Source organism: Viridibacillus sp. FSL R5-0888, assembly GCF_038009105.1.
Taxonomy (GTDB): Bacteria; Bacillota; Bacilli; order Bacillales_A; family Planococcaceae; genus Viridibacillus; species Viridibacillus arenosi.
This window is the reverse complement of the sequence record NZ_JBBPAU010000001.1, coordinates 4,220,750-4,244,192: the sequence shown is the minus strand read 5'-3', so window position 1 is coordinate 4,244,192 and position 23,443 is coordinate 4,220,750. Positions and strand designations below refer to the sequence as shown.

The 23,443-nt window shown below is 37.8% G+C and carries 20 protein-coding genes and 3 rRNA genes; 17 read left to right on the top strand and 6 right to left on the bottom strand.

The window, feature by feature from the left end:
- Positions 1 to 798: 798 nt before the first annotated feature.
- The 14 genes from MKY02_RS20925 (at position 799) to MKY02_RS20860 (ending at position 15,124) form a co-directional block, all read left to right on the top strand.
- Positions 799 to 2,351 (top strand): 16S ribosomal RNA (locus tag MKY02_RS20925).
- Positions 2,352 to 2,535: 184 nt separating this feature from the next.
- Positions 2,536 to 5,465, top strand: a 23S ribosomal RNA gene (locus tag MKY02_RS20920).
- A gap of 63 nt (positions 5,466 to 5,528) precedes the next feature.
- A 5S ribosomal RNA gene (gene rrf, locus MKY02_RS20915) occupies positions 5,529 to 5,644 on the top strand.
- Together the 16S, 23S and 5S rRNA genes form the textbook arrangement of a ribosomal RNA operon.
- 169 nt (positions 5,645 to 5,813) lie before the next feature.
- Positions 5,814 to 6,389, top strand: a complete 576-nt coding sequence (locus MKY02_RS20910) for a dienelactone hydrolase family protein (protein ID WP_038180857.1) — start codon at positions 5,814 to 5,816, stop codon at positions 6,387 to 6,389.
- 51 nt (positions 6,390 to 6,440) lie between these two features.
- Positions 6,441 to 6,818 (top strand): GntR family transcriptional regulator, encoded by a 378-nt coding sequence (locus tag MKY02_RS20905; RefSeq protein WP_038180856.1) that lies wholly within the window; start codon positions 6,441 to 6,443, stop codon positions 6,816 to 6,818.
- Positions 6,819 to 6,833: 15 nt separating this feature from the next.
- Positions 6,834 to 7,934: a DUF1648 domain-containing protein gene (locus MKY02_RS20900; protein ID WP_340711656.1), complete on the top strand. Its 1,101-nt coding sequence runs from the start codon at positions 6,834 to 6,836 to the stop codon at positions 7,932 to 7,934.
- 274 nt (positions 7,935 to 8,208) lie between these two features.
- Positions 8,209 to 8,607, top strand: a complete 399-nt coding sequence (locus MKY02_RS20895) for a hypothetical protein (RefSeq protein ID WP_038180854.1) — start codon at positions 8,209 to 8,211, stop codon at positions 8,605 to 8,607.
- 532 nt (positions 8,608 to 9,139) lie between these two features.
- The gene (locus MKY02_RS20890) at positions 9,140 to 9,403 is read left to right on the top strand and encodes a CD3324 family protein (RefSeq protein ID WP_038180852.1); all 264 of its coding nucleotides are present in this window, start codon (positions 9,140 to 9,142) and stop codon (positions 9,401 to 9,403) included.
- A gap of 120 nt (positions 9,404 to 9,523) precedes the next feature.
- Positions 9,524 to 10,162, top strand: a complete 639-nt coding sequence (locus tag MKY02_RS20885; RefSeq protein ID WP_038180850.1) for a FusB/FusC family EF-G-binding protein — start codon at positions 9,524 to 9,526, stop codon at positions 10,160 to 10,162.
- Positions 10,163 to 10,460: 298 nt separating this feature from the next.
- Positions 10,461 to 10,766 carry a metal-sensing transcriptional repressor gene (locus MKY02_RS20880; RefSeq protein ID WP_038180847.1) on the top strand — a complete coding sequence of 102 codons (306 nt, stop codon included), beginning with the start codon at positions 10,461 to 10,463 and terminating at the stop codon, positions 10,764 to 10,766.
- Between the two features lie 444 nt (positions 10,767 to 11,210).
- Positions 11,211 to 11,417: a copper chaperone CopZ gene (gene copZ / locus MKY02_RS20875; protein WP_038180843.1), complete on the top strand. Its 207-nt coding sequence runs from the start codon at positions 11,211 to 11,213 to the stop codon at positions 11,415 to 11,417.
- A gap of 104 nt (positions 11,418 to 11,521) precedes the next feature.
- Entirely contained in the window at positions 11,522 to 13,942 is a 2,421-nt protein-coding gene (locus MKY02_RS20870; protein ID WP_038180840.1) for a heavy metal translocating P-type ATPase, read from the top strand.
- 14 nt (positions 13,943 to 13,956) lie between these two features.
- Entirely contained in the window at positions 13,957 to 14,748 is a 792-nt protein-coding gene (locus MKY02_RS20865; protein ID WP_038180838.1) for a hypothetical protein, read from the top strand.
- Between the two features lie 94 nt (positions 14,749 to 14,842).
- Positions 14,843 to 15,124 (top strand): glutaredoxin family protein, encoded by a 282-nt coding sequence (locus MKY02_RS20860; RefSeq protein WP_038180835.1) that lies wholly within the window; start codon positions 14,843 to 14,845, stop codon positions 15,122 to 15,124.
- Positions 15,125 to 15,418: 294 nt separating this feature from the next.
- Here MKY02_RS20860 and MKY02_RS20855 read toward each other — a convergent pair whose 3' ends face one another.
- The 3 genes from MKY02_RS20855 to MKY02_RS20845 all read right to left on the bottom strand — a co-directional run bounded on the left by MKY02_RS20855 (position 15,419) and on the right by MKY02_RS20845 (position 17,491).
- Entirely contained in the window at positions 15,419 to 16,048 is a 630-nt protein-coding gene (locus MKY02_RS20855; RefSeq protein WP_038180832.1) for a nitrite reductase, read from the bottom strand.
- A gap of 187 nt (positions 16,049 to 16,235) precedes the next feature.
- A complete protein-coding gene (locus MKY02_RS20850) occupies positions 16,236 to 17,171 on the bottom strand; it encodes a cation diffusion facilitator family transporter (protein WP_038180829.1) in 936 nt (311 codons plus the stop codon).
- 11 nt (positions 17,172 to 17,182) lie between these two features.
- The gene (locus tag MKY02_RS20845; RefSeq protein ID WP_038180826.1) at positions 17,183 to 17,491 is read right to left on the bottom strand and encodes an ArsR/SmtB family transcription factor; all 309 of its coding nucleotides are present in this window, start codon (positions 17,489 to 17,491) and stop codon (positions 17,183 to 17,185) included.
- 302 nt (positions 17,492 to 17,793) lie between these two features.
- Here MKY02_RS20845 and MKY02_RS20840 point away from each other — a divergent pair, with 302 nt between their 5' ends.
- Positions 17,794 to 18,933, top strand: a complete 1,140-nt coding sequence (locus MKY02_RS20840) for a sensor histidine kinase (RefSeq protein ID WP_179078260.1) — start codon at positions 17,794 to 17,796, stop codon at positions 18,931 to 18,933.
- Between the two features lie 65 nt (positions 18,934 to 18,998).
- Here MKY02_RS20840 and MKY02_RS20835 read toward each other — a convergent pair whose 3' ends face one another.
- The 3 genes from MKY02_RS20835 to MKY02_RS20825 form a co-directional block, all read right to left on the bottom strand.
- Entirely contained in the window at positions 18,999 to 19,757 is a 759-nt protein-coding gene (locus tag MKY02_RS20835; RefSeq protein ID WP_340711655.1) for a FixH family protein, read from the bottom strand.
- A gap of 81 nt (positions 19,758 to 19,838) precedes the next feature.
- A complete protein-coding gene (locus MKY02_RS20830; RefSeq protein ID WP_038180820.1) occupies positions 19,839 to 20,729 on the bottom strand; it encodes an EamA family transporter in 891 nt (296 codons plus the stop codon).
- Between the two features lie 237 nt (positions 20,730 to 20,966).
- Positions 20,967 to 21,536, bottom strand: coding sequence for a GNAT family N-acetyltransferase (locus MKY02_RS20825; protein WP_038180818.1), 570 nt, complete (start codon positions 21,534 to 21,536; stop codon positions 20,967 to 20,969).
- 206 nt (positions 21,537 to 21,742) lie between these two features.
- Here MKY02_RS20825 and MKY02_RS20820 point away from each other — a divergent pair, with 206 nt between their 5' ends.
- The gene (locus tag MKY02_RS20820; RefSeq protein ID WP_038180814.1) at positions 21,743 to 22,699 is read left to right on the top strand and encodes a carbohydrate kinase family protein; all 957 of its coding nucleotides are present in this window, start codon (positions 21,743 to 21,745) and stop codon (positions 22,697 to 22,699) included.
- Entirely contained in the window at positions 22,699 to 23,121 is a 423-nt protein-coding gene (locus tag MKY02_RS20815) for a protein-tyrosine phosphatase family protein (protein WP_038180811.1), read from the top strand. Before MKY02_RS20820 ends, MKY02_RS20815 begins: the two co-directional genes overlap by 1 nt.
- The last annotated feature ends 322 nt before the right edge of the window (positions 23,122 to 23,443 follow it).

Here is a 23,443-nt window from a genome sequence, read left to right as displayed (position 1 = left end):
AGGAGCTAATGTTATAGAACAAAGAAGTATATTTACGGTTGAAAGATTTACTTCATCTTTGTTAGGTTCATTCATTCTGAGTACAGGAAATAAAGCTTATTTTTTTCTAGGATATCTAGCGATGGATCTAAATTCATTTGTTCTAGGTGTGATAATAATCAAAGCATCTAATAGAACAGGATTAATCGTACTTTAATCTTTTCTGGTGCCTCTAAGTAAAGCTAGTCCATTTGCAAAGCGATTTCATGAAAATCTCTTTTAAATGATAATAATCAAATGTATAAAGTTTTCTAATCTCTTTAATATTTTTCTTTAATGCTATTCGATAAACTCTAAAATGCACAAAGGAAGTAATATAAAGTTAATAGTATTGAGCCTTATATAATAAGCGGTCAATCCCTAGATAGATATCTAAAACCTTACTCTAACTGCGTAGCTACGCCTCTCTCGGAACAGTTTTTATAAACATAAAAACTCCTTTTATATTTTTCTGTAATAAAGTGTTGACAGTTATATCTAATGTGTTGTATTATATTAATTGTCGCTAAGACGTACTGAGAAAAACTTAATAACTTCACTTTCAAATAAAACTTTTAAAAAGTTGTTGACAGTTGAAGATATAAATGTTAGGATTTAAAAGTCGTCAAAACAACACGACAAAATGAACCTTGAAAACTGAACATGCAAGACGTTAATCAATAAATGATTTTGAACATCAACTCTGTTGGTGGATCAAAACAAAAATAGATATCATCTTCGGATGATACGCTAGCAAAGCTAATGAGCTTTCAAACTACTTTTATGGAGAGTTTGATCCTGGCTCAGGACGAACGCTGGCGGCGTGCCTAATACATGCAAGTCGAGCGAATGATGAAGAAGCTTGCTTCTTCTGATTTAGCGGCGGACGGGTGAGTAACACGTGGGCAACCTACCTAGTAGATTGGGATAACTCCGGGAAACCGGGGCTAATACCGAATAATCCATTTTGTCACATGGCAAAATGCTGAAAGGCGGTTTCGGCTGTCACTACTAGATGGGCCCGCGGTGCATTAGCTAGTTGGTGGGGTAACGGCCTACCAAGGCAACGATGCATAGCCGACCTGAGAGGGTGATCGGCCACATTGGGACTGAGACACGGCCCAAACTCCTACGGGAGGCAGCAGTAGGGAATCTTCCACAATGGACGAAAGTCTGATGGAGCAACGCCGCGTGAGTGATGAAGGTTTTCGGATCGTAAAACTCTGTTGTAAGGGAAGAACAAGTACGTTAGTAACTGAACGTACCTTGACGGTACCTTATTAGAAAGCCACGGCTAACTACGTGCCAGCAGCCGCGGTAATACGTAGGTGGCAAGCGTTGTCCGGATTTATTGGGCGTAAAGCGCGCGCAGGTGGTTTCTTAAGTCTGATGTGAAAGCCCACGGCTCAACCGTGGAGGGTCATTGGAAACTGGGAGACTTGAGTGCAGAAGAGGAAAGTGGAATTCCAAGTGTAGCGGTGAAATGCGTAGAGATTTGGAGGAACACCAGTGGCGAAGGCGACTTTCTGGTCTGTAACTGACACTGAGGCGCGAAAGCGTGGGGAGCAAACAGGATTAGATACCCTGGTAGTCCACGCCGTAAACGATGAGTGCTAAGTGTTAGGGGGTTTCCGCCCCTTAGTGCTGCAGCTAACGCATTAAGCACTCCGCCTGGGGAGTACGGCCGCAAGGTTGAAACTCAAAGGAATTGACGGGGGCCCGCACAAGCGGTGGAGCATGTGGTTTAATTCGAAGCAACGCGAAGAACCTTACCAGGTCTTGACATCCCAATGACCGCTCTAGAGATAGAGTTTTCCCTTCGGGGACATTGGTGACAGGTGGTGCATGGTTGTCGTCAGCTCGTGTCGTGAGATGTTGGGTTAAGTCCCGCAACGAGCGCAACCCTTGATCTTAGTTGCCATCATTTAGTTGGGCACTCTAAGGTGACTGCCGGTGACAAACCGGAGGAAGGTGGGGATGACGTCAAATCATCATGCCCCTTATGACCTGGGCTACACACGTGCTACAATGGACGATACAAAGAGTCGCTAACTCGCGAGGGTATGCTAATCTCATAAAATCGTTCTCAGTTCGGATTGTAGGCTGCAACTCGCCTACATGAAGCCGGAATCGCTAGTAATCGTGGATCAGCATGCCACGGTGAATACGTTCCCGGGCCTTGTACACACCGCCCGTCACACCACGAGAGTTTGTAACACCCGAAGTCGGTGAGGTAACCTTTATGGAGCCAGCCGCCGAAGGTGGGATAGATGATTGGGGTGAAGTCGTAACAAGGTAGCCGTATCGGAAGGTGCGGCTGGATCACCTCCTTTCTAAGGATAATTACGGAAACAGATCTTGGATCTGTCGATTAACGTCTTGCGTTCAGTTTTGAAGGCTCATTGTAAAATGATCTTCAAAACCTTGTTCTTTGAAAACTGGATAAAACGACATTGAAGCAAATTAAGTAACACATTTTTTATTATTAAGTTTTTTAGGCTTAATAACTAACTTTTAGGTTAAGTTATTAAGGGCGCATGGCGGATGCCTTGGCACTAGGAGCCGAAGAAGGACGGCACTAACACCGATATGCTTCGGGGAGCTGTAAGTGAGCTTTGATCCGGAGATTTCCGAATGGGGGAACCCACTGTTCGTAATGGAGCAGTATCTTGACGTGAATACATAGCGTCTTGATGGCAGACCCAGGGAACTGAAACATCTAAGTACCTGGAGGAAGAGAAAGAAAAATCGATTCCCTGAGTAGCGGCGAGCGAAACGGGAATAGCCCAAACCAAGAGGCTTGCCTCTTGGGGTTGTAGGACACTCTATATGGAGTTACAAAGGAATGAGTTAAACGAAGCGGTCTGGAAAGGCCCGCCAGAGCAGGTAACAGCCCTGTAGTTGAAAGTTCATTCTCTCTTGAGTGTATCCTGAGTACGGCGGAACACGTGAAATTCCGTCGGAATCTGGGAGGACCATCTCCCAAGGCTAAATACTACCTAGTGACCGATAGTGAACCAGTACCGTGAGGGAAAGGTGAAAAGCACCCCGGAAGGGGAGTGAAATAGATCCTGAAACCATGTGCCTACAAGTAGTTAGAGCCCGTTAATGGGTGATAGCGTGCCTTTTGTAGAATGAACCGGCGAGTTACGATTACATGCGAGGTTAAGTTTTAGAAGACGGAGCCGCAGCGAAAGCGAGTCTGAATAGGGCGAATGAGTATGTGGTTGTAGACCCGAAACCAGGTGATCTACCCATGTCCAGGGTGAAGGTAAGGTAACACTTACTGGAGGCCCGAACCCACGTACGTTGAAAAGTGCGGGGATGAGGTGTGGGTAGCGGAGAAATTCCAATCGAACCTGGAGATAGCTGGTTCTCTCCGAAATAGCTTTAGGGCTAGCCTCGTGATAAAGAATCCTGGAGGTAGAGCACTGTTTGAACTAGGGGTCCATCCCGGATTACCGAATTCAGACAAACTCCGAATGCCAGTGATTTATGCACGGGAGTCAGACTGCGAGTGATAAGATCCGTAGTCAAGAGGGAAACAGCCCAGACCACCAGCTAAGGTCCCAAAGTAATTGTTAAGTGGAAAAGGATGTGACGTTGCTTAGACAACCAGGATGTTGGCTCAGAAGCAGCCATCATTTAAAGAGTGCGTAATAGCTCACTGGTCGAGTGACGCTGCGCCGAAAATGTATCGGGGCTAAACAATTCACCGAAGCTGTGGATGGACATCTTAGATGTCCGTGGTAGGAGAGCGTTCTAAGTGCTGTGAAGTCAGACCGGAAGGACTGGTGGAGCGCTTAGAAGTGAGAATGCCGGTATGAGTAGCGAAAGACGGGTGAGAATCCCGTCCACCGAATGACTAAGGTTTCCTGAGGAAGGCTCGTCCGCTCAGGGTTAGTCGGGACCTAAGCCGAGGCCGATAGGCGTAGGCGATGGACAACAGGTTGATATTCCTGTACCACCTATTTACCATTTGAGCAATGGGGGGACGCAGTAGGATAGGGTAAGCATGCTGTTGGTTATGCATGTTCAAGCAGTGAGGCGTGAAATGAGGCAAATCCCATTTCTATAACGTTGAGCTGTGATGACGAGGACGTATGTCCGGAGTTCCTGATTTCACACTGCCAAGAAAAGCCTCTAGCGAGGTAAAAGGTGCCCGTACCGCAAACCGACACAGGTAGTCGAGGAGAGAATCCTAAGGTGTGCGAGAGAACTCTCGTTAAGGAACTCGGCAAAATGACCCCGTAACTTCGGGAGAAGGGGTGCTCTAGTAGGGTGAAAGCCCGAGAGAGCCGCAGTGAATAGGCCCAGGCGACTGTTTAGCAAAAACACAGGTCTCTGCAAAACCGTAAGGTGACGTATAGGGGCTGACGCCTGCCCGGTGCTGGAAGGTTAAGAGGAGTGCTTAGCGCAAGCGAAGGTGCGAATTGAAGCCCCAGTAAACGGCGGCCGTAACTATAACGGTCCTAAGGTAGCGAAATTCCTTGTCGGGTAAGTTCCGACCCGCACGAAAGGCGTAACGATCTGGGCACTGTCTCAACGAGAGACTCGGTGAAATTATAGTACCTGTGAAGATGCAGGTTACCCGCGACAGGACGGAAAGACCCCGTGGAGCTTTACTGTAGCCTGATATTGAATTTTGATACATCTTGTACAGGATAGGTAGGAGCCAGAGATTCCGGAGCGCCAGCTTCGGAGGAGGCGTTGGTGGGATACTACCCTAGATGTATTGAACTTCTAACCCATGCCCCTTAGCGGGGTAGGAGACAGTGTCAGGCGGGCAGTTTGACTGGGGCGGTCGCCTCCTAAAGAGTAACGGAGGCGCCCAAAGGTTCCCTCAGAATGGTTGGAAATCATTCGTAGAGTGTAAAGGCATAAGGGAGCTTGACTGCGAGACCTACAAGTCGAGCAGGGTCGAAAGACGGGCTTAGTGATCCGGTGGTTCCGCATGGAAGGGCCATCGCTCAACGGATAAAAGCTACCCCGGGGATAACAGGCTTATCTCCCCCAAGAGTCCACATCGACGGGGAGGTTTGGCACCTCGATGTCGGCTCATCGCATCCTGGGGCTGTAGTCGGTCCCAAGGGTTGGGCTGTTCGCCCATTAAAGCGGTACGCGAGCTGGGTTCAGAACGTCGTGAGACAGTTCGGTCCCTATCCGTCGTGGGCGTAGGAAATTTGAGAGGAGCTGTCCTTAGTACGAGAGGACCGGGATGGACACACCGCTGGTGTACCAGTTGTTCTGCCAAGGGCATCGCTGGGTAGCTATGTGTGGACGGGATAAGTGCTGAAAGCATCTAAGCATGAAGCCCCCCTCAAGATGAGATTTCCCATTACGCAAGTAAGTAAGATCCCTCAAAGACGATGAGGTAGATAGGTTCGAGGTGGAAGTGTGGCGACATACGGAGCTGACGAATACTAATAGATCGAGGACTTAACCAAATTTTACTTAACAAACTTCAATGTAATTTATCCAGTTTTGAGAGAACAAGTTCTCTAATATAGTCTAGTGATGATGGCAAAGAGGTCACACCCGTTCCCATGCCGAACACGGAAGTTAAGCTCTTTAGCGCCGATGGTAGTTGGGGGTTTCCCCCTGTGAGAGTAGGACGTTGCTAGGCACATGAAAGCACAGCTGATTTAATCAGTTGTGCTTTTTTTATTGTTTATAATAAGGTCTTTTAATAGATAGATAATTTTGCAGTCGTATAGGAATAAAACTATTTATTTACATATTTTAGGTATTAGTGAGCTTTGATATAATATATTCAAAAAGATTGGTGGATTCTTATGACATTAAAAAAACCATTAGTTATTTTACTCCATGAAATTTATGGAGTTAACGATCATATGGAGTATTATAAAGTTATTTTTAATGATGCAGGATTTGATGTAATGGTTCCTAATTTACTAGATAGAAAACCTTTTCATTATTCAGAAGAAGCGGAAGCATATACATACTTTATGATAGAAGTAGGGTTTGAAAAGGCGGAGTTAATAATTGAGCAAATTATAAATGAACAAAAACAATTTTATGAGGATATTTATATTGTTGGATTCAGTATAGGCGCAACGCTGGCATGGTTATGTAGCGAAAAGTCAGTATCAGCTGTTTTCGCTTTTTATGGATCGCGTATTCGTCAATACTTACATATTAACCCAAAAGTTCCTACTGTGGTTTATTTTGCTGAAAAAGAGAAATCTTTTAACCCTCAAATAATTCTTAAGCAATTACAACAAAAAAATCAAGTTTATACTCACTTAGTGAATAAAAGTCATGGCTATATGAACCCCTTTGATAAAAAATTTGATAAATTAGCAGCTGATGAATCAACAAATGAAATTTTTAGATGGATTAAATTGTAGGTATTTATTTGATTTGTTATAATATATATAGAACAGAATGGAGTGATACGTATGTTTCTGCAAATTGAGCCACAATCAGATGTGCCGATATATACGCAACTAACGCAGCAAATTATTGAAGGTATTGCCAGTGGACAGTTAAAGCCTGGAGAGTCCTTACCATCAGTTAGAGCATTGGCAGCTGATTTAGGCGTAAATATGCATACGGTTAATAAGAGTTATCATGAATTAGAGAAGAAGGGTATGATACTCATTATCCCAAAGTCTGGTGCAGTTGTTTCAGGACCAAATGATTTAGGTGTGACAAATGCGCAAATACAACAAGTTGAGAGAATGCTACGACCTGTGGTTGCAGAAGGGCTGGTCGTTGGATTGGGGGCACAAGATTTACAACAACTTGTGCAAAAACTAATAAAAAACTTGTCATAAAGGGGCCTAAAGGAAATGGATGGATATATTTTTTCATTAGTTATGTTCGCTGTGATTGGTTTACTACAAGCATTTGTACCATATTGGATTAAAGAGACGATTGTTTTTGGCGTAACCGTACCAGATCAGCAAGTCTATCACCCTATTGTGAAAGCATCTAAAAAGATATATACTTTAACACTTTTAAGCATCCTAATCATTATAGTGGCAGGTTATATTTTATGGGAACTAAATAGTAGAGTGAATGATGAGTTAGCCGTTATTGTGGGAATATCCCTACAATTTATATTGATCGGTATAAGTATGGTGATGTATTTTATATTTCATAATAAAATTACGAAGTTGAAAAAAGTAGAGGAATGGGGAGCAGACCTGAAACAAGTAAAGGTAACAGACTGGTCTGTACGGGCACGTGATGAAATGTTACCGATATTCTATTTTTTACTACCAATCTTTGTTGTAGGTGGCCTAATTATTTACACTTATATGCAATATCCATTACTTCCTGAAAAAATTGCAACACATTGGGGGCCTAACGGTCAGCCGGATGCCTTTACAGATAAAAATAGATTTTCAGTAATTGCATTACCACTCATTTTATTAGTGATGCAGATTATGTTTGCAGGTATTATTGAGTTAACACGTCGCTCTGGAATTAAAATTAGTGCGACTAGAACGCAGCGATCCATTCGTCAGCAACTGGCATTGAGAAAGTATTCGAGTTGGTTAATGTTTTTAATGACCATGTTAATAACAATTCTCTTTAGTTTCTTACAATTGACAACAATTCATAGCGACCTAGTAAGTGAGAGCGTGATGCTTATCATGTTCATTAGTTTCATTTTTCTCACGATTATTGGAGTAATTACTTTTGCAGTGAAATTGAGTAGTTTAGGTGAAGCTAAAGGGACTAATTATTCGTCTTCTGGCATTACAGATGTAGACGAAGACCAGTACTGGATAGGTGGTCTTATTTATTTTAACCGCAATGATCCATCAGTCTTTGTAGAGAAGCGATTTGGTGTTGGGTGGACGGTAAATATGGCTCGTCCTACTGCCATTGCATGTATTTTCGGGCCGATTGTATTAATTATTTTAATTTCTATATTTGCATAGAACGATGAAGATGCTGTAGCTAACATATCTACTTAAACACGTCTATAGAGCCGATATAGACCTTAAAAAGTAGAAATATAAACTAGGTACATCAAATTATCAAAGAGCTTTATAAGGTATCTAATGACGATATCTGAGTAATGAGTTCATCGAATAAAAGGACCACATTTACAACCAAACTACTTAATTTGTAACGATTTGTTCATGTGGTGTTCATATTGGCAAAGTAATGTTACTACCATAGTAATAAAAAATTCTATGGGGGAATGACATTATGGAGGCAAAATGGAGTTTACGCTTAATTCGTTTAGCAGCAATTTTTGGTTTGATTGGAGCTGGATTAGGTTCGCATATGGCGGGCTCTGGTAGTTATCAATTCCGTCCGATTCATGTTCATATTTTATTAGTAGGTTGGTTATCAGTGTTCTCATGGGGTATGTTCTATCGCGTCTATAAAGTGAAATCAGCAAAATTAGTAGCGGCGCATGGATGGACTGCAATTATTGGCTCTATTGGTTTAACGGTCGGTATGTGGTTAAACGCACTAAAGCCATTTAACGTGAACGAAACATTCGCATTAGTCTTTTATATCGTAGGCGGAACGATTTTATTGGTAAGCTTTGGTTTATTCATCATTACAACATTCATGATCGATACTAAGGGTAGAAAATGAAGTAATATATATGAGAAAAGCATCTTCAGAAAATAGATTGAAGGTGCTTTTTGCGTTTTTACACACATATAAAACAAGAACTGATAATAAATCATTTAGTATAAGGCTTACAGCATAAATATAATTATATTAAGTATTTTAGCCCTTATTTGCAAAGTATTTCCCGGGAAATACTTATAAATCAAGTCAAATTAACACTTTACCATCACTTTGATCGAAAATTTCATAGGTGAAGTAATCAATCAGATCATACAAACAAGAAATTGCAAAATAGTCCTTTAACGGTGTAAAATATTGTGTGAATCGATATTGATTTATCGTATCGTATCGTCCAATTTATAAAAGGATGTGATTAGGGTGGGATATGAAAAATACTTACCAGCTACTACAAGAACTCATGCAAAGCCTTTTAATAATAATTTGGCGATTCTTTGCATGGGGTGATTAAAGTATCATCGCCGTTGCATGTCATATTATTCATTGAAATGCTTTGCCCTAAACTTCAATTATGATAGTGAAGGAGCGAGTTCCAATGAGATATGTGAATGCACAGGATATTATACCGCAAAAGCTGTTAGCTGAAATTCAACAGTATGTACAGGGAGATTTACTCTATATTCCCAAGCTAGAAAAAAACAGGGTCAAATGGGGAGTTCATTCTGGTGAGCGTAAACGGCTATCTATACGCAATGCACAGATACGAGATGCATTCCGAAATGGATCATCTTTAACAAACCTAGCCGAGCAATACAATTTATCTGTGGAAACAATAAAAAAAATTATTTATACAAAATAAGTCGTAATAGCTGCTATCGTAACTAGCAGCTATTTTTATGTAGAGTTTAATTATAAAAATAATCCCCAATTGTAAACCTGATATATATGTAGTAAGTTGAATATAAAGGAAGTGATACGAATGGAACTCTTTATGAATGTAGAGCAATACCAGTTCGTCAAGAAGCAGGCTAAGAAATTAGCTAATGCTTATGCGAACACCAATGATGGGCATGTCCTTCAGGCGGTACAGGCGCTAGTAATGGAGAGTATTAATGAGAAACTCATTGGATTAGATGAAGATAGCAGTAGTATTGTGAAGCAAATCGTAACTATAAAAACGAAGGAGCAGCTTGAAAATTTTATTGAAAAGATAAAAGTTTATGTTACGCCCTTTGAAAAGCTAACTGAAAAAGAACTAAAAAAGCTCTTCCCAAAAGATAAAAAATTGAAAGTTCCAGATTTAAAAAATATAGATTGGACTGAAATTTCTTATTTAAGTTGGTTCGATTCTGGAACTAACCGTAAATATATTGTTTATAGAAATGATAACAACATTAAAAGTATCCGAGGCGTCTTTAGTCAATCTAGTAAAAAGGGAATATGTACTATTTGTAACCAGCATCAATCAGTCGGAATGTTCATGAGCTCTAAAAAAGGTAAAGCGATAGGCACATATGTAAAAAGAGGAAACTATATTTGCGTAGATAGTGCAGCATGTAATGAAAATTTAACAGATTTTACTAGGCTAACAGACTTCATTCAAACGATTAATGACTAAATTTTAGCTAAAGCAAATCATCTAATTTAGTTGATTTGCTTTTTTTATTTGCATATTTTGGAAGATATAAGTAAGGGGATAGATATTTCTAAAATAAATTATTAATCCATTAACATATTAAAATTCATGCAGATTCCGTTTCAAAATAAATAAACATTCCAGTAAAAATGTCGCAACACTTAGAAAGAGCATATTGTAACCTCTCCTACTTTGTAAACAAGAGTCAAGAAAATAATTATGGTACAATCAAGTTAAACTCATCATTAATAATACCCTCGTAAGAAAAGAAGGTGACAATATGTCAAACCCGTCAGAAGAAGTAAAAATTACACATCGATCAACAAAGGAAAAAGATGATATTTTAAATCGCTTAAAACGAATTGAAGGACAAGTTCGTGGTATTCAAAATATGGTTGAAAACGATCGTTACTGCGTAGATATCTTAATTCAAGTATCCGCTATCAATGCAGCATTGAAGAAAGTGAACATGAATTTATTAGAAAAGCATACTAGCCATTGCGTATCGGATGCGATTAAGAATGGTGAAGGGGAAGAAGCGATTAAAGAATTAATGGACGTTTTTAAGCAATTTGCAAAGTCCTAATGAGTGATAGTCAGCTATTTATGCTGGCTTTTTATCTCGTTATTGACATACCTAACGGGGGTATGGTAAATTGTTTATAGGGAGCAATAAAAACTCCAACGAAACTTTGGAAGGAGAGATAAAAAGAATTAGCAGAGTTATGGACGCTTATAGTAATTAAGAAATTTAGCCGGGAATGCCAAGTTTTCAATATAGATGGATAAAAAAATGAGTATAAGAAAAACTTAAAGTGAAGCTCCGTTTTAGAACACTTTAATTATTTGATTAGTATTAATAGTTTTTCATGTAGCTATTAGAACGGCTGAAAAGGTATAGATAAGATGGTACAAACAAGGTGAAAGAGTTTGTAGTATTTTTAGTTAGATAAACAAAAGTTTTATTTTACCCTACGTGGGTATAGTAAATTTATAAAGGGAATAAAAACACAATAGGAGGAATTTTTTTATGCAACAAATAACTTTAAACGTACAAGGCATGTCTTGCGGACATTGCGTTAATTCAATTGAAGGAAATGTAGGTAAGTTAAACGGAGTTGAATCTGTAACAGTACATCTTGATACAGCAAAGGTAGATGTATCATTAGATCCAAATGTGATCAGCTTAAAAGAAATTAAAGATGAAATTGAAGATCAAGGCTATGATGTAGAGTAATCTACTTAAAGAAAAAAGTGTCAATAATAAATCGTGCTGGTTTTTTCAGCACGATTTATTTTAAAACAAAGCATTCATAATTGCAGTGATGTAAGGAGTGAAAAATGATGAGTCAAAAGAAAGCGACTTTACAAATAACAGGTATGACATGTTCTGCTTGTGCAAATAGGATTGAAAAAGGATTGTCCAAAATGGAAGGTGTTGAAGAGGCAAATGTGAATTTTGCACTCGAAAAAACACAAATTGTCTATGATTCAGATAAAACAGACGCTACGAAATTTAAGGAGAAAGTTAAAGCGTTAGGATATGACGTAGTAAGTGAAAAAGTTGACTTCGATGTTACTGGGATGACTTGTGCAGCTTGCGCAAATAGAGTTGAAAAACGCTTAAATAAATTTGACGGAGTTGAACTAGCAACTGTTAACTTTGCATTAGAATCTGTTCATGTGGAATACAATCCAGAACAAGTGAATATTCCTGAAATGCAAGAGGCGATAAAAAAACTTGGTTACTCTCTTGAAGAAAAACAAGAAAAAACTGGTGACCATATCGACCATCGCCAAAGAGAAATTCAAAAACAACAAGGGAAATTTATTTTCTCGCTTATTTTGTCTATCCCTTTGTTATGGGCAATGGTAAGTCACTTCGAATTTACAAGCTTCATTTGGTTGCCGGATATGTTGATGAATCCTTGGGTTCAATTTGCCCTAGCAACACCTGTTCAATTTATTGTTGGTAAACAATTTTATGTTGGCGCATATAAGTCATTAAAAAATAAGAGTGCAAACATGGATGTACTTGTGGCATTAGGTACATCAGCTGCTTATTTCTATAGTTTATATTTAAGTATCAAGTCGATTGGCACAAATGCTCATATGGTGGAGCTATATTATGAAACAAGTGCGGTTTTAATCACCTTGATTATTTTAGGAAAGCTATTTGAAGCTAAAGCAAAAGGTCGTTCATCTGAGGCTATTAAGAAATTAATGGGGCTACAAGCGAAAAACGCTACTGTTTTTCGTGACGGCAAAGAGATAATCATTCCTATTGAGGAAGTATTAAAAGGGGATATTGTCTACATTAAACCAGGTGAAAAAGTACCTGTTGACGGTGAAATTGTGGAAGGTCAATCAGCACTTGATGAAGCAATGTTAACGGGTGAAAGTATTCCTGTAGATAAAACAGTGGGCGATACGGTTATTGGTTCAACGATTAACAAAAATGGTTTTTTGAAAATTAAAGCAACGAACGTTGGGAAAGATACAGCTCTAGCGCAAATAATTAAAGTAGTTGAAGAGGCACAAGGCTCAAAAGCACCGATTCAACGTTTAGCTGATGTGATTTCAGGTATATTTGTTCCAATTGTAGTAGGTATAGCTATTATTACGTTCCTTGTGTGGTACTTCATGGTGAGTCCGGGAGATTTTGCGGAAGCACTTGAGAAATTCATCGCAGTATTAGTCATTGCTTGTCCATGTGCACTTGGCTTAGCGACACCGACTTCAATCATGGCTGGATCGGGCCGTGCAGCAGAATTCGGAATCTTGTTTAAGGGTGGCGAACATCTTGAAACAACACACCGTTTAGATACAATTATCCTAGATAAAACAGGAACTGTTACAAATGGTAAACCATCATTAACAGATGTTTTGTTAGCACAAGGTGTAGATGAGGTAAACTTCCTTAAACTTGTGGGTACAGCAGAGAAAAACTCTGAGCATCCACTTGCAGAAGCAATTGTATTAGGGATAAAAGAAAAAGGTATTGAACTTGGTTCTTCTGAAATATTTGAAGCAGTCCCTGGTTACGGTATTCAGTCTAAAGTGGATGGTAAACAATTATTGATTGGTACACGTAAACTAATGGCGAAACACAACATTCAAGTGCAAGATGTATTAGTACAAATGGAGAATTTAGAGAAGCAAGGTAAAACAGCTATGTTAGTTGCTATCGATGGTCAATACGCGGGTCTAGTAGCTGTAGCAGATACAATTAAAGAAACATCAAAAGATGCTATTGCTCGTTTACACAAATTAGGGTTAGACGTAGTAATGATTACAGGAGATAACACTCAAACAGCAAAAACAATTGCAGCTCAAGTTGGAATTAAGCATGTCATTGCAGAAGTTTTACCAGAAGGAAAAGCAGATGAAGTAAAAAAACTTCAAGCTGTAGGGAAAATTGTTGCGATGGTAGGCGATGGTATCAATGATGCTCCAGCATTAGCGACAGCTAATATTGGGATGGCAATTGGTACAGGTACTGATGTAGCAATGGAAGCGGCAGATATCACGCTAATTCGAGGCGATTTAAACAGTATTGCCGACGCAATTTTCATGAGTAAGAAGACCATTTTGAATATTAAACAAAACCTTTTCTGGGCACTTGCATATAACAGTTTAGGTGTACCAATAGCCGCAGTCGGTTTATTAGCTCCGTGGTTAGCTGGAGCAGCAATGGCGTTTAGTTCCGTTTCTGTTGTTCTAAATGCTTTAAGACTACAACGTATTAAGCTAAAAGTTTAGAGGAGGCAATATATATGAAACGTAGTACGGCAACTTGGGCTATTTCCGCAATTGTCTACTTAGGAATTATCATAATAGGTTACAGTGTATATGCCAATATGAACCCAAAAGCAGAAGTAACAGACGATCATAATAGTAAAAATGAACATACAGATCATAAGGTAAGTGACATGAGTGAAGTTACACCTAAAGTAGCTTACGCTAATGGAATTACAACAGTAGAATTAAAAGACAAAAACAATAATGCACCAGAATTAGAAGTTTCCCACGAAAAGCTAATGCATTTAATCGTTGTTAGTGCAGACTTAGAAGAATATCATCATTTTCACCCTGAAGAAGCGAATAAAGGAATCTATCAAAACAAGTTTGACTTAGCTGATAATTCTTATAAAGCATTCGTAGATATCAAACCAAAAGGGCTTCCGTATTCAGTGCAACCAATTGAATTTCATGTTGGTGAAACACATCAAAAGAACAGCGGGAATAATCTTGTTGTAGATAAAGGATTTACAAAAACCATTAACAATCAGCCAGTGGAGCTTAAGACTACAGCATTTAATGTGAATAAGGAAATCACTTTGAATTTTGATTTGAAAGGGGCTAAACCTGAACAATATTTAGGTGCTTTAGGCCATGTTGTCATTTTAGATGAAAACGCGGAGAACTTTATTCATGTACATCCTGTATCGAATGATCAAACCGTTTTTAAAACAGAATTCACTAAGCCTGGTGTATATAAAATGTGGGCTGAATTTAAGTTTGGTGAACAAGTAAACGCTTATCCGTTTGTAATCGAAGTAAAATAAGATTTTGAAAAGGGGGTATTTCTAAGTCGGGAGAACGACTGATGAGAACCCCTTTTTGCTAGGTTATAAAATACTTAGTGGGAGGTCGTTATGAATGAAAAAACTTCAATTGGAGCTCTATACAAGACCGACATGTTCAGATTGTCAGGAAGCGAAAGTGTTTCTTGCCAACAATAACATTTCATATATAGATTATGATTTAACGCAACAGCCGTTAAAGGAAAAAGAGTTAATCAAGTTAAGCGGCGCAAGAATGGTTCCTACCTTTGTGTTCAAAAATAACTCTTTGTTAGGTCTGGCTAGCAAACTAACAGTAATGATTGGATTTGAACAAAATCTAGATGAAGTAAAAAGGTTATTAATGATTAATAACTAAAAATCGAGAACCTGCTGCAAAAGTAAGCAGGTTCTTTTTTTCATTCAAATATAAAAGTAATCTTTTCATATATAAAGATATTTAAGATTCTACATCAATGATGAGAGAGGAATAGTAAAGAACATAAATCATTGGATCGAGCAAAATGAGTATAGAATTTCTATATAGTTGAGATAGCTTAAATAGAAAGAATGCACACGCTTCATTTAGTATGAAATGAAACGTGTGCAAGTGGAATTACAGTATAACTTATATATATTGATATATTACTCTCGAATTTTAAATTTCCTATATTTAATGAACAAGTTGCGCTTTAAGATTGTCTAATCCAAAGCGTTTAATGAATTTAAATAACGGTTCACGCTTTTTACCATTCTCAGCATAAATTTCAACGATTTTCTCTACAACCTCATACAATTGTTCAGGAGTAAGTTGCTCCATTAGTAAAGTCCCTGCTTGAGCATCAAAACCTTTTGCTTTTCCTCCTATATATAAATCATAGCCATTTTTGATTTTCATGACGCCGATATCATTGACTAAAGGTTCACCGCAGCCGATGGGGCAACCTGTATAGGCTGGGCGAAGCGTAAAGGGAACGGGTTTTCCTGCAATACGTTTATTTAGTTCAATAGCAACTGGCATACCTTCTTGTTCTGACCCTTTGCAGAAATTACAAGTTCTTAGGCTTTTGACGAAATTTCCGACAGGGTAACAGGACAGGCCAACTTCTTTAAATTTCCCTTTTACGAATTCCACATTACTTTCAAGTACATCGATGTAAAGCTGCTGGAAAGTCGTCAATTCCAGTTCATCCCCGTCATTCATGTACTGAGCAATGACAGCCAACTGTTTGGCATTTAGTTTAGCACCAAATGAAATTCCACCGTTAACGGCTAATTTCACTGTGTTGTCATTTTGAGTCATATCTATTTTCACAACCTTCTAATCTTTTATCATTTGAATTGCACATTTACATAATACCATACCGTGGGAGGGTATAATAAGTTTAAATAAAATAATTCCGCGGATAATTGTTCACGAAATTATTTTCCCATAGGAAACAGGATAGAATTGATTCGTTTTGAACGATTTCTTAATACCTGCTACATTTTTAGACTTTCATGTTTTCATGTTGAAGCATTGATTTTTCAACTTGAATTGTAGTGTGTCCAATATGGAATTCTTTCTCGATTACATGAATGGCTTTTTGAAGAATCACTTGTTCATTTTCTTCATCTTTAATTAGTAAATGAGAACTTAAAGAATTTAATCCAGATGTAATTGTCCAGATATGGAGATCATGTACATTAATAACACCATCTATACTCTCTAATGCTTTTTTTACCTCTTGTTGATCAATTGCTGCCGGTGTCCCTTCCATTAATACATGTACGGTATGCTTAATAATTCCCCATGCACCTTTTAGAATTAATAATGCAACAACAACACTAATGATCGGATCTGCAATGTACCAGTCGAAGAAATACATGACAATACCAGCAACGATAGCTCCGACAGAACCTAATGCATCCCCAAGAACATGAAGATAAGCACTTCGAAGATTGACATTATCTTTTACATCACCTTTACTCATTAATGACCATGCGCTAATAAGATTTGCTAATAATCCAACTAGAGCAATTAACATCATAGAACCACTAGCAACAGTTGGTGGTTCAAAGAATCTTCCATAAGCTTCATAGATGATGAAACCTGCAATTAAGAATAAAGTGATGCCATTAAAAAAGGCTGCTAGAATCTCAAATCGATGGTAACCAAATGTTCTCTTTGGAGAAGCGGCTTTAGCAGCAAATCCTATCGCCACTAAGCTTAGGATTAAAGAAGCTGTATCACTTAACATATGTCCAGAATCTGCAAGTAAAGCTAAACTATTAGTAATTAAGCCTCCAATAAACTCCAATAACATAATTCCTGCCGTGATTGAAAGGGCTATAATAAGCCCCTTTTTGTTGCCGTCCCTGCTATGATCATGCCCGTGGTGGTGATGCCCGTGATCATGACTGTGGTCGTGTCCGTGATGATGCATATAAATTCCCCCTAATCATGTAATGAGTGGTCAATTACTTGTTTGAGTACTTCAATAACATGCTCGTCATCATAGCTATAAAATAATGATTTACCCTGACGACGTGATTTCACTAAACGTAAGTTTTTCAGAAAGGATAGTTGATGGGATACAGCAGATTGAGTCATGTTCAGAACATCTGCAATATGTCCAACTGAACATTCTTCCTGCGATAGTAAATATAAAATTTTCACTCTTGTAGGATCTGCTAATGCTTTGAAAGTTCTTGCAACATCTTCAACCGTCGATTCATTTAAAAAGTGATGTTTACTTTGCTCCAATTAATTGACCCTCCCTAATATTATTATATGAACACATGCTCATATGTTGATATTACAATATTATATGTGATTTGTAAACTACGTGTGCATTATTTTGCATTAATTTAGAAATTTAATTCGTCTAAATATAATAATCAATCATTCATAAATATTATAAGTGCTATTTAGAAGAATTTATTTCTTTAACATGCTAGTGGTTGTCAGGTGATGTTTTATGATTTCTAGAATCAAAATGGCTATCGGTTTGGATTTTTTAAAATTTTGTTATAATAAAAGATTAGAAAGAGTGGTGAATTGACAGAATGTCGAATTGGTATAGTATTTTCCCGAAAAATCCATTGCTTAGTATTTCGACTTGGATTCTTTTCTGTTTCGTCCCTCTTTACTTTGTTTTTCGTACAACATCTACATTAATTGTATCTATTGCAGTTGCTATTTTGATTGTATATATTATTTGTTTTCGCTTTTCTTATAGTACTAATAATGGTTTAGTTTATGTGTGCATTTCCCTAGAGATGGTTATAAATGCGGTAATGACAGTTCTTTTTGGCTACATTTATTTTGCCTTCTTCACGGCTTTCTTTATCGGGCGAATTCGCCATACTGTTGGGTTCTATATTATGTATGGTCTTCATATTGCTATGACCGTTGGTTCAATTATAGGGGGTTTCTTTATCGAGACAGAGCTATTTATTAAAGAGATTCCTTTTATCGTTATTGTCGTATTTGGTGTGATTTTAGGGCCCTTTTATATATATAGCACAAACAAACGTGATAAATTACAAGGACAATTAGCAACTGCCAATGAGCGTATTTCTGAACTAAGCGTTTATGAAGAACGTCAACGGATTGCTAGAGATTTGCACGATACTTTAGGGCAAAAGCTTTCTATGGTTGGCTTGAAGAGTGATTTGGCTATTCGTTTAGTAAAAAAAGATCAAGATGCTGCAATACAAGAGCTTCGGGATATTCGTCAAACAGCTAGTATTGCTTTAAAAGAAGTGCGAGAAATGGTGTCGAATATGAAGGCTGTAAAAATTGAAGATGAGCTATTACATGTTCAACAAATTTTAACAGCAGCTGATATTAAAATGATTATTGAAGGTAAATCAGAATTTAATCACATTCCTGCAATTATTGGCAATACATTAAGTATGTGTTTGAAAGAGGCCGTCAATAACGTAGTAAGACATAGTAAAGCAACTGAATGCAAAATTACCATTAAACAAAAATCCGATGTCATCCAATTGACTGTATTGGACAATGGTATAGGTATTTCTAATATGAATAGAAAACCGTCGAGTAACGGTTTAAATGGTATGAAGGAAAGAGTCGAGTTTGTAAATGGTGACCTAGAGATTTCTGAAGAAAATGGTACGCTTGTGAAAGTTACTTTGCCAAATGTTATCATGTACCAAAAGGAAAATTCAAAGCGTAATTAAAATTATACTATTGAATATACAAAGGCCCCTAAAGATATAGACTTTACGGGCCTTTGCTCTGTTATTTATTTCACTGTAAATGTTTTTTCTTCATGGAAATGAAGCTCTTTGCCTTTTTCAACATGAAGCGTTACATTATAAGTACCTGCATCATTGAAAGTGTTTTTTACTTCGTAAGTACCGTCTGCTTTTTCTTTTAGTGTTAACCATCCAGCTTCTTCAGTTTCTTTATTAACAACTTGGAAACGAACTTTTGCATCTGTCAGTGCTTTACCGTCATGCTCAATAGTGACACTAAAATTAGTGTTCTCACCTTTTTTAGCAGTTGTTTGAGAGAATGTAGCAGAAGTATCTCCATGTGCATGTTCATGTGCTTCTTCTGAATCGTGATCATTGTCTTTAGTTTTTGCGACTTTTCCTGCAACTTTCATATCTGCATCGACCATTTCATGACCCTCACCATTTGTTACATGTGCTGTAATTTCATAATTACCAGCTTCTTTAATTGTCATTTCAGCTACATAGACATTATCTTTGTTTACTTTAGTTTCTAACATTTTATCTGAATGGGTATCAGCATTTTCCACTTCGAACGTTACTTCTGAAGCATTTGTTAAAACTTTTCCATCTTCTGTTACTTTTACTTGGAATTCAACTTTTTCTCCGACATCAGCGGTTTTAGGGACAGTAACATCAGCTTTTAGAACAGGAGCCTTGACTTCCTGTTTTTCGACTTTATCTGTATTTTTCTCTTCATTATCATTACAAGCTACAAGTGCAACACTTGAAATTAATGCTAATGCTGTTAGTGCAATTTTGCGCATAAAAAAAGCTCCCTTCTATTCAATACGATTGATTGTACCAAAAAAGAAGAGAGAGTTTGCAAAAAAAGTGTGAAGTTTTATCTAATTTGCTTTATTTCTTGTCAATAGAGTAGGTAAAGTCATACCAATTAATACTAGAATAATCCCTACAATTTGTATCCAAGTTAAAGATTCATGTAGCACAACAACCGAAACAGTAATTGCTACAGGTAGTTCCATGGCACTTAAAATAGAAGCCATACCACCACCGACTTTAGGGACAGCGATTGTGAATAATAATATCGGTAAAATTATACCAAATACTCCAAGTAGTAAGCCGAATTTCCAAAGTCCAGCACCAAATAATTGTCCATTCCAAACAATTTCAGGTGATAAGAAAATAGATATTAAAACAAGTGCAAAGAATGACATAATCAACATCCGTGCAATTGTAGAAATTTCTTCAGTTGGTCTTGAATTGATTTGGATGAAAATAGAGAAGCTGACTGCAGCAGCAAAACCAAATACCCAACCTTGCCAAGCAATACCGCTTAAATCGACATCTAAAATCCCAGCTGCCAAAATTGTTCCCGCGAAGAGGAAAATAAGAGAAATGACTTCCTCGCGCTTTGGTAAGCGACGATGTAATAAACAATCGATAAGCATGCCAACCCAAGTGAACTGGAATAACATAACAACCGCTAAAGAAGCAGGTAAATAATTTAAAGATTTTCCGTAAACAATACCTGTCGTACCTGTGAAAATCCCGGCTAAAAGTAATATAATCAGACTTTGTTTAGATAGTCGAGGTAACTTACGTTGTGTAAATATAAAGAGTAGCAATGCAAGTGAAAATCCAATAACATATTGGCTAGTAACTGCCTCAGCTGAATCAAATCCGTGTTGCATAGCTACCTTTATAATAGTGGACAATATTCCGTAACTACTAGCCGCAAGTACAACTAATAGCGAGTAAAATAAATTTTTATTCATATAAACAACTCCTATTATTGGCCAGATTAGAATCAACCAAGAGGATAGTATAACATTTTTTTAGAATTTGTGAAGAGGGAAGTTTACTGTGTAGTATTACTTTTTACACAAAAAAACATGAGCATCTTTTGAAGAGACTCATGTTTTTATATTAGTTGTAGTAATTATAAAATTTGTTATTTAAAGCTGTTAACCATAGGGATAGAAGCTTTTGGTTTTGGTCGATGGACGAGTACCTTAGCAATAAAGAGGCTTAACCATATGGTGGAAAGGTTCGTCTATGATTGTCCATGGTTCTGTGATGACGTATCCCATACGTTTGTATAGTTGGAGTGCTTTTTCTTTTTGAGTTTCTACATTTAATGATATTTTTTTATAACCTTTTTCACGTGCTAGTTGTTCGGAGAATTCTAGAAGAATGGTGCCGATCCCTTGACCACGGAAGTCAGGATTGATGCAAATTGTATCGACGTAATATTCGTCTTCATGAGCTTCTTTATCCACTTTTGGTGTTTCTGCGCCTTTTTCTTGTAGCCATGTTTCTAAGTTGGCATCCATTTGCGGTGCTGCATCACCCGAATAAATTACTAGAGTACCGACTACTTGACCATTATGTTCTGCAACATATGTATTGAGGTATGAGTGACGGTTATCTGTGCGCTCAAATAAGTTAATTAATTCGCTTTCGATAGCTTTAGGTTCTGTTTCACCTGTCATACGATTTGCGATATCTCCTATTGCCTCAATAATAAGTGGTGCGACAAATTTACCATCAGCTAGTTCAGCATTTCTTACAGTAATCATCATTTTTTATCAAACTCCTTCAAGGTTAAGTATAGCAAATAGAGAAGGCAATTTCCGATTATAAGTGTTTGTGCCTATGACGAATTAAAGAATGAAAGGGAGGTTCTCCTTAATTTGACGAAAGATGTCGAAAAATACCGAAAGAAACTTTTTCAATGAGCGATTTCATGGTACGCTAGAAGTAAGATATTTTGTGGAGGAGTTTGTGAATGTTAGACTCAAAAAAAGAATTCGTTCTCGTATACGGAGATGCGTTTGTAGATTTTATTGCCAATGATATGACTAACACATCGTTTACTAAGTTTTTAGGTGGTGCTACTGTAAATGTAGCTGCAGGAATTAGTCGCATCGGTGCGCCTTCTGCATTAATCACTATAACAGGGGATGATGAAACATCTGAATTCGTCCGTAATGAGCTAGATAAAGAGGGCGTAAACATGAATTATGCAAAAATTGTCCCTGAAAAACGTGTAAGTGGTGTACATGTCCATCTAACTGAAGGAAATGATCGCATTTTTACGAATTATATTGATGAAACACCTGATTTACAAGTAGAGCCTGAGCATTTGCAAGAAGAAGCATTTAAACGTGCTTCTATATTTAATATCTGTTCAAATACTATGTTCCATCCGACTGCACTTGAAACAACTCGTGCAGCAGTAGTATTGGCTAAAAAACATAATGTATTACTTGCGATGGATGCCAATATTCGTCCATTACGTTGGGAAAGCCAAAAAGTTTGTTATGATACAATAAATACATTTTTGCAAAGTGTAGATATGTTGAAGTTGGCTGATGAAGAACTGTTCTTCTTAACAGAAACCACAACCCTAGAAGAGGGGGTTGTAGCGTTAGCAAAATACAATATTCCTTTTATAATGATAACGGTTGGCGCACAAGGCACGTATGTCGTATTGAATGGTGAAGTGAAACATGTACCGTCGATTCCAATTACATGTGTAGATTCGACCGGTGCTGGCGATGCATTTATGGCTGGTATTTTACGACATGCACATTTATATGGTATACCAAAAACAATGGAAGATGCTTATAATTGTGTATTCTTTGCAAATCAATTAGGCGCAATGGCTGCAACAAAAGCAGGTGCTATTACAGCAATGCCATGTTTCGAGGAGATAAAATCACTTATTAAAGAAGGTGTTTAATGGTGGAGAAAAAATATCATGCATTATTGGATGATCGAATTTTCTTTGGAGGGGCAGCAGATGCAGAAGAAGCTGTTACTAATGAAAAAATTGACGTTGTCGTCGATTTACGTGTGAAAGAACCAGAAAAAGTTACTTATTATAGAGTACATGCCCCTATTGCAGATGAAGCGGAGCAGGTTGAAGCCTCTATCTTGGAAGCGGTCGATAAAGTAGTATCAGCATATCGTGATGGGAAAAAAGTTTTTTTTCATTGTGGAGGCGGTGGTGGCCGTGCAGGTACTGTCGCGGTTGGTACACTTATTGAACTAGGACAAGCAACTTCTGTCGAAGAAGCTGAGCAAAAAGCAAAAGCTATACGTAATAAGGTAAACGTTCGCGAACCGATGAAGATTGCTTTGCAAAATATATATGATAAATAATTTTTGAAACCTTGTTGAATTAACAACAAGGTTTTTTTGATAAAGCCACTTATAAAAATGTCCCTATTCAACAATAATTTTCCTTTTTAATTCATTTCATGAAATGAATTACTCACTAAAAACAAAAAAGGTGTTTCCTGGAGAATACCTATGATAATTGCTAATTTACTACACGCAAAGAACAATAAAAACGAATGGTTTATTAACATAAGTACTCTCTACATTATTACTGATTTAGGAAAGGTGAATTATGTAATTGAAAGCGCCTATCGAATAAAAGCGCTCTTTATTAATAATTGTATAAGCCAATATTGAAAAAACT

Coding starts and splice junctions, on each gene's coding strand:
- MKY02_RS20910 (WP_038180857.1), top strand. CDS start 5,814: ATGACATTAAAAAAACCATTAGTTATTTTACTCCATGAAATTTATGGA.
- MKY02_RS20905 (WP_038180856.1), top strand. CDS start 6,441: ATGTTTCTGCAAATTGAGCCACAATCAGATGTGCCGATATATACGCAA.
- MKY02_RS20900 (WP_340711656.1), top strand. CDS start 6,834: ATGGATGGATATATTTTTTCATTAGTTATGTTCGCTGTGATTGGTTTA.
- MKY02_RS20895 (WP_038180854.1), top strand. CDS start 8,209: ATGGAGGCAAAATGGAGTTTACGCTTAATTCGTTTAGCAGCAATTTTT.
- MKY02_RS20890 (WP_038180852.1), top strand. CDS start 9,140: ATGAGATATGTGAATGCACAGGATATTATACCGCAAAAGCTGTTAGCT.
- MKY02_RS20885 (WP_038180850.1), top strand. CDS start 9,524: ATGGAACTCTTTATGAATGTAGAGCAATACCAGTTCGTCAAGAAGCAG.
- MKY02_RS20880 (WP_038180847.1), top strand. CDS start 10,461: ATGTCAAACCCGTCAGAAGAAGTAAAAATTACACATCGATCAACAAAG.
- copZ (WP_038180843.1), top strand. CDS start 11,211: ATGCAACAAATAACTTTAAACGTACAAGGCATGTCTTGCGGACATTGC.
- MKY02_RS20870 (WP_038180840.1), top strand. CDS start 11,522: ATGATGAGTCAAAAGAAAGCGACTTTACAAATAACAGGTATGACATGT.
- MKY02_RS20865 (WP_038180838.1), top strand. CDS start 13,957: ATGAAACGTAGTACGGCAACTTGGGCTATTTCCGCAATTGTCTACTTA.
- MKY02_RS20860 (WP_038180835.1), top strand. CDS start 14,843: ATGAAAAAACTTCAATTGGAGCTCTATACAAGACCGACATGTTCAGAT.
- MKY02_RS20855 (WP_038180832.1), bottom strand. CDS start 16,048: ATGACTCAAAATGACAACACAGTGAAATTAGCCGTTAACGGTGGAATT.
- MKY02_RS20850 (WP_038180829.1), bottom strand. CDS start 17,171: ATGCATCATCACGGACACGACCACAGTCATGATCACGGGCATCACCAC.
- MKY02_RS20840 (WP_179078260.1), top strand. CDS start 17,794: ATGTCGAATTGGTATAGTATTTTCCCGAAAAATCCATTGCTTAGTATT.
- MKY02_RS20835 (WP_340711655.1), bottom strand. CDS start 19,757: ATGCGCAAAATTGCACTAACAGCATTAGCATTAATTTCAAGTGTTGCA.
- MKY02_RS20830 (WP_038180820.1), bottom strand. CDS start 20,729: ATGAATAAAAATTTATTTTACTCGCTATTAGTTGTACTTGCGGCTAGT.
- MKY02_RS20825 (WP_038180818.1), bottom strand. CDS start 21,536: ATGATGATTACTGTAAGAAATGCTGAACTAGCTGATGGTAAATTTGTC.
- MKY02_RS20820 (WP_038180814.1), top strand. CDS start 21,743: ATGTTAGACTCAAAAAAAGAATTCGTTCTCGTATACGGAGATGCGTTT.
- MKY02_RS20815 (WP_038180811.1), top strand. CDS start 22,699: ATGGTGGAGAAAAAATATCATGCATTATTGGATGATCGAATTTTCTTT.